General features: G+C 74.6%; 12 protein-coding genes. 9 read left to right on the top strand and 3 right to left on the bottom strand.

Annotated features, from left to right (window positions below):
• Positions 1-69 precede the first annotated feature (69 nt).
• The 4 genes from OG906_RS09140 to OG906_RS09155 all read left to right on the top strand — a co-directional run bounded on the left by OG906_RS09140 (position 70) and on the right by OG906_RS09155 (position 5315).
• A complete protein-coding gene (locus OG906_RS09140; RefSeq protein WP_329441624.1) occupies positions 70-981 on the top strand; it encodes an aminoacyl-tRNA hydrolase in 912 nt (303 codons plus the stop codon).
• Positions 982-1165: 184 nt separating this feature from the next.
• The gene (locus tag OG906_RS09145) at positions 1166-2446 is read left to right on the top strand and encodes a DUF692 domain-containing protein (RefSeq protein ID WP_443067451.1); all 1281 of its coding nucleotides are present in this window, start codon (positions 1166-1168) and stop codon (positions 2444-2446) included.
• A complete protein-coding gene (locus tag OG906_RS09150) occupies positions 2443-3516 on the top strand; it encodes a TIGR04222 domain-containing membrane protein (RefSeq protein WP_329441628.1) in 1074 nt (357 codons plus the stop codon). Before OG906_RS09145 ends, OG906_RS09150 begins: the two co-directional genes overlap by 4 nt.
• Positions 3517-3656: 140 nt before the next feature.
• Positions 3657-5315 carry an alpha/beta fold hydrolase gene (locus OG906_RS09155; RefSeq protein WP_329441630.1) on the top strand — a complete coding sequence of 553 codons (1659 nt, stop codon included), beginning with the start codon at positions 3657-3659 and terminating at the stop codon, positions 5313-5315.
• Between the two features lie 115 nt (positions 5316-5430).
• Here the strand turns inward: OG906_RS09155 and hemQ are convergent, their stop codons facing one another.
• Together hemQ and hemG are read right to left on the bottom strand one after the other, a co-directional pair.
• On the bottom strand, positions 5431-6144 hold the full coding sequence (gene hemQ, locus OG906_RS09160) for a hydrogen peroxide-dependent heme synthase (protein WP_053684732.1): 714 nt from the start codon (positions 6142-6144) through the stop codon (positions 5431-5433).
• 4 nt (positions 6145-6148) lie between these two features.
• Positions 6149-7627, bottom strand: coding sequence for a protoporphyrinogen oxidase (gene hemG, locus OG906_RS09165; protein WP_329441633.1), 1479 nt, complete (start codon positions 7625-7627; stop codon positions 6149-6151).
• 138 nt (positions 7628-7765) lie between these two features.
• On the opposite strand from hemG, the gene OG906_RS09170 reads away from it, so the two are divergent.
• Entirely contained in the window at positions 7766-8797 is a 1032-nt protein-coding gene (locus OG906_RS09170; RefSeq protein WP_329441635.1) for a DUF4349 domain-containing protein, read from the top strand.
• A 73-nt stretch (positions 8798-8870) separates the two neighbouring features.
• The gene (locus OG906_RS09175) at positions 8871-10253 is read left to right on the top strand and encodes an FAD-dependent oxidoreductase (protein ID WP_329441636.1); all 1383 of its coding nucleotides are present in this window, start codon (positions 8871-8873) and stop codon (positions 10251-10253) included.
• An 86-nt stretch (positions 10254-10339) separates the two neighbouring features.
• On the opposite strand, the gene hemE is transcribed toward OG906_RS09175, so the two are convergent.
• Positions 10340-11404 carry a uroporphyrinogen decarboxylase gene (gene hemE / locus OG906_RS09180; RefSeq protein WP_053684724.1) on the bottom strand — a complete coding sequence of 355 codons (1065 nt, stop codon included), beginning with the start codon at positions 11402-11404 and terminating at the stop codon, positions 10340-10342.
• A gap of 91 nt (positions 11405-11495) precedes the next feature.
• Between hemE and OG906_RS09185 the strand changes: the two genes are divergently transcribed.
• The 3 genes from OG906_RS09185 (at position 11496) to OG906_RS09195 (ending at position 14575) form a co-directional block, all read left to right on the top strand.
• The gene (locus OG906_RS09185) at positions 11496-12152 is read left to right on the top strand and encodes a DUF3000 domain-containing protein (protein ID WP_053684722.1); all 657 of its coding nucleotides are present in this window, start codon (positions 11496-11498) and stop codon (positions 12150-12152) included.
• A 298-nt stretch (positions 12153-12450) separates the two neighbouring features.
• A complete protein-coding gene (locus OG906_RS09190) occupies positions 12451-13113 on the top strand; it encodes a helix-turn-helix transcriptional regulator (RefSeq protein WP_007267191.1) in 663 nt (220 codons plus the stop codon).
• A 181-nt stretch (positions 13114-13294) separates the two neighbouring features.
• Entirely contained in the window at positions 13295-14575 is a 1281-nt protein-coding gene (locus OG906_RS09195) for a ribonuclease D (RefSeq protein ID WP_329441639.1), read from the top strand.
• Positions 14576-14669 lie beyond the last annotated feature (94 nt).

Here is a 14669-nt window from a genome sequence, read left to right on the forward strand (position 1 = left end):
GCCCGATCCTCGCCCGCCGGGGACCCCTGCGACATCATCCTGGAGGCGGAGGCCGGCAAACTTGGCCGGATGAGCACCGACGACACCCAGGCCGCGCGGGGACCCGCGCGGGACACCCTCCGGGACCCCGCCCCCACCCCCGCCCCCGTTCCCGCGGTCGGGGCCGACAGCCCCTTCCGGCGGGAGCACGCCGTCCGTGACGAGGCCCCGCAGTTCGTGCTGCCGCTGGTCGTTCGGATCGAGAAGTCGGCGCCGCCGACCCGGACCGCCGCGCTGGAGACGGCGGCCCGCGCGGTGCTGGTGCTGTTGACGGACGACCGCGCGCACGGCGAGGGCGAATGGGCCGAGGCCGTACGGGACTGGCAGGACGCCCGGATCCGCAAGGTGGTCCGGCGGGCGCGCGGGGCGGAGTGGCGCAAGGCGGGAACCCTGCCGGGCGTGACGGTCCGCGGCGAGGCCGCCCCGCGCACCTCCGCACCCACCTTGCCGGACGCGCCCGCCGAGGCCTCGCCGGAGCCGTCCGCCGAAGCGTCGCCGGCGGCTCCCGCGCCGGCGTCCGCGCCGACCTCGTCGGAGGTCGAGGTGCGCGTCTTCCCGCCCGTGCCGCTCGACGGCTGGCCGAAGGAACTGGCCAAGCTCCAGGTGTCGGGCACCGACCTGGACGACCCGGAGCCGGTCCCGCCGGCCGCGCCCGGCGTCCCGGTGCTGTGGCTCAACCCGGACCTCGACATGTCGGCCGGCAAGGCGATGGCACAGGCCGGACACGCGGCCCAGTTGGCGTGGTGGGAACTGGAGCCCGCCGAACGCGCCGCGTGGCGCGACCGCGGTTTCCGGCTGGCCGTACGGACCGCCCCGCGCGAGCGGTGGGCCGAGCTGAGCGGCAGCGGGCTGCCGGTGGTCCGGGACGCCGGTTTCACCGAGATCGCGCCGGGATCCTGCACGGTGGTCTCCGACCACCCGGCCCTGCGCGCGCGACTGTAGGGCCCCGCGCGGCCGCAGGGGGCGCACCCGCCGAACGCCACCCGTCCCGACATCCGGACTCCCGCCGTCCGCGAGGAACCTCAAATGTTGCTCTGAACGTCCCCTCCTGCGGATTGGCGCGACTGCGTCGGGGCCATGACACGGGCAGAGGGACCGAGGAAAGGGGGCGGGGGACATGAAGCCCATGGCACACCTGGGAGTGGGCATCGGCTGGCGGCCGGAGATCGCGGACGCGGTGGAACGGCTGCCGGGCCTGGACTGGGTCGAGGTGGTGGCCGAGAACATCTGCCCGGGCCATCTGCCCACGTCGCTCGGCCGGCTGCTCGACCGGGGCGTCCGCGTGGTCCCGCACGGCGTCTCGTTGGGGCTCGGCGGGGCCGAACGCCCCGACGCCGCGAAGCTCGCCGCACTCGGGGAGCGGGCGGTGGCCCTGGGGGCGCCACTGGTGACCGAGCACATCGCCTTCGTACGGACCTCCTCGCCCGCGCTGGAGGCCGGGCACCTGCTGCCGGTGCCGCGCACCCGCGACGCCCTGGACGTGCTGTGCGAGAACGTCCGGATCGCCCAGGACGCGCTGCCGGTGCCGCTGGCGCTGGAGAACATCGCCGCGCTGTTCTCGTGGCCCGGGGAGGAGCTGACGGAGGCCCGGTTCCTGACGGAGCTGGTGGAGCGTACGGGGGTACGGCTGCTCATCGACGTGGCGAACCTGCACACGAACCGGGTGAACCGCGGCGAGGACCCGGCGGCGGTGCTGGACGCGATCCCGCCGGAGGCCCTGGCGTACGTGCACGTCGCCGGCGGCGTGGAGCGGGGCGGCGTGTGGCACGACACGCACGCGCACCCCGTGCCGCCGGTGGTGCTGGACGTGCTGGCGGAGCTCCGCCGCCGGTTCGAGCCGGCCGGCGTGCTGCTGGAACGCGACGACGACTTCCCGCCCGAGGGCGAGCTGGAGGGCGAACTCGCCGCGATCCGGGCCGTCCTGGACGCCGGCCACGCCGCCGCGCGCCCCGCCGGTCCCCGCACCCCCTCCACCCGCCCCGTGCCGGCCCCGCCGGAGCGGGCGCGGACGCGGGTCGGGTTGCAGCAGGCCGCGCTGTTGTCGGCGCTGGTGGCCGGCACCCCGGTACCCGAGGGCTTCGACCGGCAGCGGATCCGGGTGCAGGCGCGGGCGCTGGCCGCCAAGCGGGCGTCGGTCGTGGCGAAGGTGGCGCCCGAACTGCCCGCGATCCTGGGCGGGGAGGAGGCGTACCGCACCGCCTTCCTCGGGTACGCGCGCCACCGACCCATGACGGACGGGTACCGCCGGGACGCCCTGGACTTCGCCGAACACCTGCTGATCCAGGACCTTCCGGCGGACCCGTCCGCCCGCCGAAGGCTGACCCTCTGGTGGCGGGACCGGGCCGGGCCGCGGCCGCCGCGCCGCATCGTGCGCTGGGCGCGGAACCTGGTGGGGAGAGCAGCGTGAACATCCTCGCCGTCGCCGTCTGGATCGGCGTCATCGTCTCCACCGTCCTGCTCCTGCGGGGGCTGCGGGCCTCGCGGCCCCCGGCCGCCCCGTCCGACCGGCTGCACGACCTGTCGGAGGCCGCGTTCATCGCGGGCGGGCCCGGCGCGGTCGTGGACAGCGCCCTCGTGTCGCTGTTCGGCGACGGCCGTCTGGTGGTCGGCGGCCCGGGCATCGCCCAGGCCCGGCCCGGCGCCCGCGCCCACGACGCCGCCGAACGCGCGGTCCTGCTGGCGCTCCGGCTGGCGCCCTCCGGCTGGCTGTACCAGGTGCGGTACGCGGCCATGTCGGACCCCTCCGTACAGGAGATCGGCGACGCCCTGGCCCACCGGGGGCTGCTCTCCCCTCCCGGTACGGGACGCCCTTGGCGGCTCTGGGGCATCCTTCAGGCCGCCGCGTGCGGCCTGCTGCTGGTGCTGTCGCTGCCCCTCACCATCGTCTCGTTGGCCATGGCGACCGGCCCCCGGGTGCCGTTCATCGTGCTGGTGTTCCCGGCCCTGCTGGGCGGGATCGTGCTCGGCAGCGTGGCGGCCCGGCGGGCCGGACGGCGGGTCACGCCCTCGGGGCGGGCCGCGCTGGGCGAGTTCCGGGCCCACTACCTCAACGACCACACCCCGCACGTCCAGACCGCCCTGTTCGGGCTGCGGGGCCTGCGCGACCCGTTCCTGCGCCAACAGCTGGTGCCCGCGGCGCGCAGCACCCGGCTGGCCGCCGCCCAGTCCCGGGCCAGGACGGGCCCGCACCGGTCGCACGCCTCGTCCGGGTCGGGGGACGACATGCTGCCCGTCCTCGTGTGGTGCGCGGGCAGCGCCACCGGCACCTCGGGCTGCGGATCCTCCGGGTCCGGGTCGGGCTGCGGTGGCGGCGGCGCGAGTTGCTCCGGCGGCGGGTCCGGCTGCGGATCCTCCGGGTCCGGCTGCGGCGGGAGCGGGGGCGGTTCGAGCTGCTCGTCGTCGGGTTCGAGCTGTTCCTCGTCGAGTTCCAGTTGCAGCAGCTCGTCCGGGTCCAGTTGCTCCTCCAGCAGCTCCTGAGGGCCTCAGCGCCCCCTACGGCAAGCGGGGGCACGGGGCGCGGCAACGGGGGTACGGGAGCCCGACACCGGCGGGTGATCCTTTACAGGGGGCTCGCGGCGGCATCTGATCGGACCAGCCGATGAGATGAAGGGGCCGCCATGCGGAAGACGCGCGCACGCCACGGGGTCGCCGCCGCGCTGGCGCTCTCCTTCGCCCTGGCCGCCCCCGCGCCGGCCCTCGCCGCCGGGTCGGCGCCGCCGGTCGGTGGGGATCGGGCCGCCGAGGCGGGCGCCGCGCTCGTCGCCGGGCGCGCCGCCCGGAGTCCCCTCGTCTTCCGCGCCTGCCCCGACGTCGAGGAGCTGCCCGCGCCGGTCCGCTGCGCCGCCCTGCGGGTGCCGCTCGACTACGCCCGCCCCGACGGTCCGCAGATCTCCCTCACCGTCAGCCGGGCCGCCGCCACCGGCCGGGGGAAGGCGCCCCGGCAGGGCTCGCTGGTCCACAACCCCGGCGGCCCCGGCGGCTCCGGGATGTTCTTCCCGCTCGTCGCCGCGCTGCCCGCCTGGAGGGACCTCGCCGCCGCCTACGACCTGGTCGGCTACGCCCCGCGCGGCGTCGGCCGGTCCGCCCCGCTGTCCTGTCGGGCCCCCGGGCAGCGGCCGAAGGCTCCCACCCGGGTCCCGGCCGACCCCTCGGCGGCGTACAAGGCGGAGCGCCGCGCCGCCGCGCGGTCCTACGCCCGGGGCTGCGCGGAACGCTCCGGCGAGGCCCTGCCGTACTACACGACGCTGAACAACGTCCGGGACCTGCACGTGCTCCGTGCCGCGCTCGGCGACCGGAAGCTGACCTTCCTGGGCGCCTCGTACGGCACCTACCTCGGGGCGGTGTACGCCACCCTGTACCCCGGGCACGTCCGGCGGATGGTCTTCGACTCGGCGGTCGACCCGAACCCGCGCCGCGTCTGGTATCGCAACAACCTCGACCAGGCCCTCGGCTTCGAGCGGCGCTGGTACGACTTCCGCGCCTGGGTGGCCCGCCACCACGCCACCTACCGGCTGGGCGCCACCCCCGAGGCGGTGCGGGCGAGTTGGGAGCGGGTACGGGGCGCGGTGGCCCGGGTGCCCGCCGGCGGGGTGGTCGGGACCGGCGAGTTGCAGTCCGCCTTCCTGCGGGCCGCGTACTACGACGACGTCTGGCCGGACCGGGCGGCGGCCCTGGCGGCCTTCCTGCGCGGCGATCCCGGCCCGCTCGTGGACCAGGCCGGACCGGATGCCGACCCGGCCGCGGCGGCCGGGGCGGAGAACGCGACGGCCGTGTACACGGCGGTGTTGTGCAACGACGCCTCCTGGCCCGCCGATTGGGCGACCTGGGACCGGGACAACACGGAGCTGGCGCGCCGGGCGCCCTTCGAGACCTGGGCGAACGCGTTCCTGAACCTGCCGTGCGCGAGCTGGCCGGTACGGGAGCGGCAGCGGCCGGTGGCGGTGGGCGAGCGGCCGGGCTCCCGGCTGCCGCGGACCCTGATCGTGGCCGCGGAGCGGGACGGGGCCACGCCGCATGCGGGGGCCCTGGAGCTGCAACGGCGGCTCGGCGCGCGGGCCGCCCTGGTCACGGAGCGGGGCGCGGGCGCCCACGGGGTGGTCGGCGGTCGCAACGACTGCGTCGACGCCCATGTGGCGCGGTACTTGCTGAGCGGTGACACCGGTGGACGGCGTCTGACGTGCGCGCCGCATCCGGAGCCCGCACCGGTGTCGCTGGACGACCGGGCGACACGTGCCCCGGGGAATGCTCCCAGGGCCCTGCTGCCGCCTGTCGTCTGAACTTCCGGGCGGATCTCCGGCTGCGTCGTTTCGGGGGCAGGGCCTCCCGATCCACCGGAGGCCCGCCCCTGTGTCAGGGGTGCGTCCCTCCGGTTCCTTCCCCCCAGGGGAGGTCTCAGGCGAGCCCGGCCACCAGATCGGCGACGGACTTGCGGCGTCCGGTGTAGAAGGGGACTTCCTCACGGACGTGCATGCGGGCCTCGGAGGCACGCAGGTGACGCATGAGGTCGACGATGCGGTACAGCTCGTCGGCCTCGAAGGCCAGCATCCACTCGTAGTCGCCCAGGGAGAAGGACGCGACGGTGTTGGCACGCACGTCGGGGTAGCCGCGCGCCATCATGCCGTGGTCCTTGAGCATGCGGCGACGGTCCTCGTCGGGCAGCAGGTACCAGTCGTACGAGCGCACGAACGGGTACACGCTGACGTAGTCGCGCGGGTTCTCGTCGGCCAGGAAGGCCGGGATGTGCGACTTGTTGAACTCGGCCGGGCGGTGCAGGGCCATGTTCGACCAGACCGGCTCCAGGGCGCGGCCCAGCCGGGTGCGGCGGAACAGGTTGTACGCGGTCTGCAGCTCGTCGGAGGTCTCCGCGTGCCACCAGATCATGACGTCCGCGTCGGCGCGCAGGCCGGAGACGTCATAGGTGCCGCGGACGGTGATGTCCTTGGCGGCCAGCTGGTCGAACAGCTCCTGGACCTCGTCGGCGAAACCGGCGCGGTTCTCGGGCAGGACGTCCTTCAGCTTGAAGACGGACCACAGGGTGTAGCGAATGACCTCGTTCAGGTCCTTCGCCTTCTTCCCCGCGTTGGGAATCTTCTCTGGTGCAGTCATGTGCCTATTGTCCCGTGTGCTGATCAGTGGTCGTGGCCAGGGGTCCCGAACGCGTTCGAAGTCCCGCGAGCACCGTGTCCGCGGCCTTGCCGGCGCTCGCGACACAGGCCGGGATGCCGACCCCGTCGTAGAGCGCTCCGCACACCGCGAGGCCCGGCAGGGCGCCGACCGCGGCCCGGATCCGGGCGACCCGGTCGAGGTGGCCCACCGGGTACTGCGGCAGTCCCGCGTTCCAGCGGGTGACGGTGGAGGCGACGGGCCGGGCCGCGAGGCCCACGGCGGCGCCGAGGTCCCCCAGCGAGATCTCGACCAGGTCGGCGTCGTCGCGCGCCAGGTCGCCCTCGTCGCCGTGCCGGCCGACGGAGGTCCGCAGCAGGAACAGGTCGGGGTCGGCCCCGGCCCACGCCCACTTGTTGGAGGAGAAGGTGGAGGCCTTGATGGTCCGGCCGTCCACGGGCGGCACGAGGAAACCGCTGGCGCCGCCGTCGGCGATCGCGGCGGGCAGGTCGGACCGCCGGAAGGCCATGGTGACCAGGGCCATGGAGGCGTACTCGACGTCGCGCAGCGGGGCGGCCGCGGTGGGCGCGAGGTCGTCGAGCAGCCGGGCGGCGGCCCCGGCCGGGACGGCCAGGACCACTCCGTCGGCCTCGATGACCTCGGATCCGGCGATCACCCGCCAGCCTCCGGGCGTACGGACGATCTCGCGCACGGGGGTGTCGGTCGAGATCCGCGCCCCGGCGGCGCGGCACGCCTCGGCCACGGCGAGCGGGAGTCGTCCGATGCCGCCGGCGATGCCGGCGAAGACCGGCCCGGCCGGGCCGGGTTGGGCCGCCGCCCGGCGCTGGATCTCCCGCACCCCGTCGCCGAGCAGCGCGTGGGCGCGGGCCGCCTCGAAGAGCTGGGGGACGGCGGCGCGCATCGAGATGCGGTAGGCGTCGCCCGCGTAGACGCCGCCGAGCAGCGGTTCCACCAGGCGGTCGACGACCTCGCGGCCCAGCCGTGCGGCGACGTACTCGCCGACGGCCACGTCCTCGCCGATCTCGGCGGGCGGCAGGGCGTGTTCGGCCTCGATCCGGGCCAGGCCCTCGTTGGAGAGCACACCGGAGGCGGCGAGCGGGCCCACGTCGCCGGGCACGCCCATGACGTGGCCGCGCGGCATGGGGCGCAGCGCGCCCCGGGTCCACAGGTGGGCGGTGGCGGTGGCGGGTGGCTGGAGGGCCTCCCCGAGCCCGACGGCCTGGGCGAGGGCGACCGCCTCGGGGCGGCGGGCGAGCACCGATTCGGCGCCGAGGTCGACGGGCAGGCCGGCGAGTTCACCGGCGCGCAGTTTGCCGCCGAGGCGCGGGCCGGCCTCCAGGAGGGTGACGCGGAGCCCGTCGGCGAGGAGTCGGTGGGCCGCCGCGAGGCCCGCGATACCGCCGCCGATGACGACGACGTGACCGGAGGGGCCCGGTCGATCCGTACGCGTGTCCGCTTCGTGCATGGACACATCGTCTCAGATCGATCAACGAGGCCGGACCGTGACCGCATCGGGATCACCTCGGGACCGCGGAAACGAAACCCGCGACCGGACCCTGAACGTCGAACGGGCAACGACGGCCGAACCTCGGGGGTAACACTGATGGGCACCACACGCGGGACCACCCACGCACACCGCACGGCGGCGACGTTGGCCGCGCTCTCCCTGGCCGGGGCCCTCGCGCTCACCGGCTGCTCGGCCTCCTCCGGCGACGAGGGCCGGTCGGCGTCCGCCGACAAGGCCGCGGCCGGACCGCGCGAGGCCGCCCCCCAGCAGGGCGCGGCCCAGGGCAAGCCCGGGGCGGCGGCCCCCTCGGCGGGGGCGGACGCGGGTCAGAAGCCGGTGACGGTCCGCCCGCACATCATCCGTACGGCGACCCTGGCGATCGAGACGACGAACGCGCAGAAGGCGCTCTCCGCGGCCCGCACGGCGGCCGAGAACGCGGGCGGGTACGTCGGCAACGAGTCCACGCGGCGCGACGACGACGGCCGCATGACCTCGTCGGTGACCCTGCGGGTGCCGGGCGAGCGCTTCGACTCCGTCCTGGGCGCGCTGGAGGGCGGCGGGAAGCTGCTGAACCGGAAGGTCGAGGCGCAGGACGTGACGGAGAAGGTCGCGGACGTCGACAGCCGGGTCCGGTCGCAGCAGGCCAGCGTGGCGCGGGTGCGGGAGATGATGGACAAGGCCTCGGCGCTCTCCGACGTGGTCATGCTGGAGAGCGAGTTGAGCCGGCGTCAGTCCGACCTGGAGTCGCTGCTGGCCCAGCAGTCCGCGCTGAAGGACCAGACCGCGCTCGGCACGATCACCCTGGAGGTCTCGGAGCCGGCCCCGAAGCGGGCGGCCCCGGAGAAGAAGGAGAAGGACGAACCGGCGTTCATGGACGCACTGCACGGCGGCTGGGACGTCTTCACCACCCTGGTGCGGTACCTGGCCCTGGCGGTGGGCGCCGTCCTGCCGTTCGCCCTGGCGGCCGCGCTGGTGGCGGTGGGCGTCCGGGTGTACCGCAGGTTCCGCCCGGCGACTCCGAAGGCGGGCCTGACCCGGAAGTGGGTGACGGTGCCGGCGCAGCCGTCGCGGGCCGCGGACTCCCCCGAGGCGGCCGACTCCGAGGTCGGGGCCGACTCCGACCGTTGAGGGAACACCCTTTCGGGCGAGGGCCCGTAGCGTGTCCCCCACCTGACGGCGGCGGTGGAGGACGGTGCGGACGATGGCGGCGGAACGACTGGTGGTGATCGGCGGTGACGCGGCGGGCATGTCCGCCGCGTCACAGGCCCGGCGGCTGAAGGGTCCGGCGGATCTGGAGATCACCGCTTTCGAGCGGGGGCACTTCACCTCGTACTCCGCGTGCGGGATCCCGTACTGGGTCGGCGGGCAGGTCGCCGGCCGGGACGAGTTGATCGCCCGCACGCCCGAGGAGCACCGCGCCCGGGACATCGACCTGCGCACCCGGACCGAGGTCCTGGAACTGGACCTCGCGGGCCGGCGCGTCCGCGCCCGGGACCTGGATTCGGGCGCGGAGTCGTGGACGGCGTACGACAAGCTCGTCCTGGCGACGGGCGCCCGCCCGATCCGCCCCCGGCTGCCCGGCATCGGCGCGCACGGGGTCCACGGGGTCCAGTCCCTGGACGACGGGCAGCGTCTGATGGACGACCTGGAGCGTACGCGGGGCCGCCGGGCGGTCGTGGTCGGCGCGGGCTACATCGGCGTGGAGATGGCGGAGGCGCTGGTCGGTCGGGGCTTCGAGGTCACCGTCCTGCACCGGGGCGAGCAGCCGATGGCCACCCTGGACCCGGACATGGGCGGCCTCGTGCACACCGCGATGAACGGCATGGGCATCCGTACGGTGTCCCGCGCCGAGGTGACGGGGATCCTCACGGACGAGGAGGGCCGCGCGTGCGCGGTGGCCACGGCGGCGGGGGACGAGTACCCGGCCGACGTGGTGGTGCTGGGCATGGGGGTGGAACCCCGGACGGCCCTGGCCCGCGCGGCGGGCCTCCCCCTGGGCGACTCGGGCGGACTGCTGACGGACCTCTCGATGCGGGTCCGGGGCCACGAGGACATCTGGGCGGGGGGCGACTGCGTGGAGGTCCTGGACCTGGTGGCGGGCCGCCCGCGGCACATCCCCCTGGGCACGCACGCCAACAAGCACGGCCAGGTCATCGGCTCGAACGTGGGGGGCGGCTATGCAACCTTCCCCGGCGTGGTCGGCACGGCCGTGAGCAAGGTGTGCGACCTGGAGATCGCCCGCACGGGACTGCGCGAACGCGACGCGCGGGAGGCCGGCCTGCGCTTCGTGACGGCGACGATCCGCTCGACGAACACGGCGGGCTACTACCCGGGTGCGACCGAGATGACGGTGAAGATGCTGGCGGAACGCCGCACGGGCCGGCTGCTGGGCGTCCAGATCGTGGGCGGGGCCGGCGCCGCGAAGCGCGTCGACATCGCGGCCGTCGCCCTCACCGCCGGCATGACGGTGGACCAGGTCGTCTCCCTGGACCTGGGGTACGCCCCGCCCTTCTCCCCGGTCTGGGACCCGATCCTGGTGGCGGCCCGCAAGGCGGTCGCCGCGGTCCGCTCGGCCGGCGTCTGACCCCCGACGCACCGGAGCCCCGCCCGTCGACGACGGGTGGGGCTCCGCTGGTCACGAACGGACGCGGCCCGGGGAAGGGCCCCGCGTCAGCGCCTGGTGCTGGTGTGGACGTGCTCCACCAGGCGGGTCAGGGCGTCGGGGTCGGTGGTCGGCAGGACGCCGTGCCCGAGGTTGAAGATGTGGCCCTCCAGACCGGCGGCGGCGTCCAGGACCTCGCGGGTCTTGGCCTCCACGGCCTCCGTGGTGGAGAAGAGGACCGCCGGGTCCAGGTTGCCCTGGAGCGCCTTGCCGGGGCCGACGCGGCGCACGGCCTCGTCCAGCGGGACCCGGTAGTCGACGCCCATGACGTCCGCGCCGGCCTCGCCCATCAGGCCGAGCAGCTCGCCGGTGCCCACGCCGAAGTGGATGCGCGGGACGCCGTACGAGGCCACGGACTCCAGGACCTTCGCCGACGCCGGCATCACCGAGCGGCGGTAGTCCGCGGGGGCGAGTGCGCCGACCCAGGAGTCGAAGAGCTGGATCGCCGAGGCGCCGGCCTCGATCTGGACCTTGAGGAAGGCGGAGGTGATCTCGGCGAGGCGGTCCAGCAGGTCGGCCCAGAGCTGCGGGTCCCCGTACATGAGGGCCTTGGTGTGCTCGTGGTTCTTCGAGGGGCCGCCCTCGACGAGGTAGCTCGCGAGGGTGAAAGGCGCGCCGGCGAAGCCGATCAACGGCGTGGAGCCCAATTCACCCGTGAGCATGCCGATCGCCTCGGTGACGTACGAGACGTCCTCCGGAGTGAGGTCGCGCAGTTGTGCGAGGTCCTCGCGGCGGCGGATCGGCTGGGCGACGACGGGGCCGATGCCCGGCTTGATGTCGAGGTCGACGCCGATCGCCTTGAGGGGGACCACGATGTCGGAGAAGAAGATCGCCGCGTCCACGCCGTGCCGCCGCACGGGCTGCATGGTGATCTCGGTGACCAGGTCGGGCCGCATGCAGGACTCCAGCATCTGCGTGCCCTCGCGCAGCTTCCGGTACTCCGGGAGGGAGCGCCCCGCCTGCCTCATGAACCACACCGGGGTGTGCGGAACCGGCTCCCGCCGGCACGCCTTCAGGAAGGCGGAATCGTACGTCTGACTCGGCTGGCCCTTGGGGCGGTCGTTGGCACTCACGACCCAAATCTTCGCACGTACGAAGAAGTGCCCGACCCGGCGCGGGTGTCCCTGCGCCGTCCGGCCGCTCGTTCCGCCTAGTCTTCCCCGCATGGCTGCGGCTCAGGGACGATTTTCAGATGGCGCTGACGGTGTGGACAGCGCGAAGGAGAGCTCCGTCCCGCTCCCGTTCCGGCGGGCGGTCGACGGCTTGAAGAAGGCGCGGTTGCGGCAGGGGATCGAGATCGACCCCACCAAGCCGCCGCAGAGACTGGCCCCGTACGCCTACGCGCTGGAGGCGGCGGTCGTCGACGGCGAGGACGACCTGGCCGACGGCCGGCTGATCCTGTTGCACGATCCGTCCGGGCACGACGCCTGGCAGGGCACCTTCCGCCTGGTGACGCTGGTACGGGCGGAACTGGAGCCGGAGATGGCCGCGGACCCGCTCCTCCCCGAGGTGTGCTGGTCCTGGCTGACGGGGGCGCTGGAGGCGCGCGGGCTGACGTACGGCGAGCCCAGCGGGACGGTGACCATGGCGAGCTCGCACTATTTCGGCGGGCTCTCGGAGCGGCGACCGGCCACCCAGATCGAGATCAGGGCCTCGTGGACGCCGCGCGAGGGGGTGGGCGGGGTGCCGGACACCTCGGCCCATCTGTCGGCCTGGTGCGAGCTGCTGTGTCAAATCGCGGGGCTGCCGCCGGTCGGCCCCACGGACACCGTCACCGGTGTGGTGTCCCTGCCACAGCGGCGCGGTCCGCACCACCCGTAGTCGAGGGGCCGGCCGGCCGCACCGAGGGCCCCGTCCGGGGCTCTCCCGGGGCGGCGTCCCGGGTCGGGTCGACCGATCGAGCCCGCATCGGAGTGCCAGAACGTGCATTCGTTGCGGGCTTCTGATCATCCATTGATCGATCGTGCGTCCGAATTGCCCGAATTGTTACTCACCAAATCGTGATCATTCCCTAAAGCCGGGCGGGTGACGTGCCGAAGGAGTCAATGACCATCAGCACGGAGCGCACCGGCTTCCTTCCCCCGGCCGAGACGTTCCGCCACTCCCCCAGGAGGCCTAGGTGTCCGTTCTTCTCGAGCAGCCCGCAAGCCTGGTCGCCTACCGCCCGAACAAGCCGACGGCCATGGTCGTCGTGGCCGACCCGCGCGTCCGTTCCACCGTGACCCGCCATCTGTGGGCCCTCGGAGTACGTGATGTGATCGAGGCTTCGTCCATCGCGGAGGCCCGCCCCCGCGTCGGCAGCCCGCGCGACATCTGCGTGGCCGACGTACACCTGCCCGACGGCTCCGGTCTCACCCTGCTCTCCGAGACCCGTGCCGCCGGCTGGCCGAACGGCCTGGCCCTGTCCGCCGCCGATGACATCGGCGCCGTCCGCAACGCCCTCGCGGGCGGAGTGAAGGGCTACGTCGTCACCGGCACCCGGACCAACATCGGGCTCCCCACCCGGCCCGGCGCCGCCCCCATCGGTGCCGCCGCCGCCCGCATGCACCGCCGCCCCCCGGGTGCCCCGAGCCACCCGGGCGGCTACCGAGAGCTCTCCGGCCGCGAGGTCGAGGTCCTGCGCCTCGTCGCGGAGGGCCAGTCCAACAAGGCCATCGGCGTCTCGATGGGCCTGTCCGCACTGACCGTGAAGTCCCACCTCGCCCGGATCGCCCGCAAGCTGGGCACCGGCGACCGGGCCGGGATGGTCGCCGTCGCCCTGCGGACCGGAATCATCCACTGACCCCGCCCGGTGGCTCCCGGGGGACGTCCCGGGGGAACCCCCGGGACACGTTCGCGCCCACCCCGTCACCCGCCTCCCGCCGCACCCCGACTTCACCCCCGCGCCACCCGGTCTCACCCTCGCGCCCGTCGCCGGAACGTTCCGGCGACGGGCGCGCCACATCCACGGATACCCTTGACCGGTGACCGACGCCCAAGAGACCGCAGCACACCTGCGCACCACCACCGGGGGCGGCCCCCCGGACGAAGAGGTTTCGTCCGATGGGTTGCCCGTTCCCTTGCTGGAGCCCCGCGAGGGCATCCCCCCGGTGGTCGCCGACGCGGAGTCCCTCGCCGAGGTGGTCGCGGCCTTCGCCGCGGGCACCGGCCCCGTCGCCGTCGACGCCGAGCGCGCCTCCGGCTACCGCTACGGGCAGCGCGCCTACCTGGTGCAGTTGCGCCGCGAAGGCGCGGGATCGGCGCTGATCGACCCGGTCGGCTGCCCCGACCTCTCCAGCCTGGGCGAGGCGCTGTCCGGGACCGAGTGGATCCTGCACGCCGCCACCCAGGACCTGCCGTGCCTGCGCGAAATAGGCATGGCCCCCACCTCTTTGTTCGACACCGAACTGGCGGGCCGCCTGGCGGGCTTCCCGCGGGTCGGGCTCGGCGCGATGGTCGAGAGCGTGCTCGGCTACACGCTGGAGAAGGGCCACTCCGCCGTCGACTGGTCCACCCGCCCCCTCCCGGAGCCGTGGCTGCGCTACGCCGCGCTGGACGTGGAACTGCTGGTGGACCTGCGGGACGCCCTGGAGAAGGAACTGGACCGGCAGGGCAAGCTGGACTGGGCCCACCAGGAGTTCGACGCCATCGCCTCCGCTCCGCCCGCGCCCCCGCGCAAGGACCCGTGGCGCCGCACCTCCGGCATGCACAAGGTGCGCCGACGCCGGCAGATGGCCGTCGTGCGCGAGCTGTGGGAGTCCCGCGACCGGATCGCGCAGCGGCGTGACGTGTCCCCCGGCAAGGTGCTGGGGGACGCGGCGATCGTCGAGGCCGCGCTGGCCATGCCGCTCAACGCGAGCGCGCTGTCCGCCCTTCCCGGCTACGGGCAGCGGATGGGCCGACGCCAGCTGGAGCAGTGGATGGCCGCCGTGGACCGGGCCAAGGCGCTGCCCGAGAACGAACTGCCGCAGCCGGGCGCCACCCCGGCCGGTCCGCCGCCGCCGCGTTCCTGGGCCGACAAGGACCCGGCCGCCGCCGCCAGGCTCTCGGCGGCCCGGGCCGCCGTCACGGCGCTGGCCGAGGGGCTGAACCTGCCCCAGGAGAACCTGATCACCCCCGACACGGTCCGCAGGCTGTGCTGGGAGCCGCCGCAGCGCCTGGAGGCCGACACGGTGTCCGAGGCCCTGGCGGCCCACGGCGCCCGCCCCTGGCAGGTCGAGCAGGTGACCCCGGCGCTGGTCGAGGCGCTCGCCACCACCGACTGACCTCCTCGTCGACGAAGGAAGCCCCCCGGCCGCGGCCGGGGGGCTTCCTTCGTCGACGGCCACCGGTGCCGGCCGATGGCGGGAGTGTGACCTT

Source organism: Streptomyces sp. NBC_01426 (assembly GCF_036231985.1).
Taxonomy (GTDB): Bacteria; Actinomycetota; Actinomycetes; order Streptomycetales; family Streptomycetaceae; genus Streptomyces.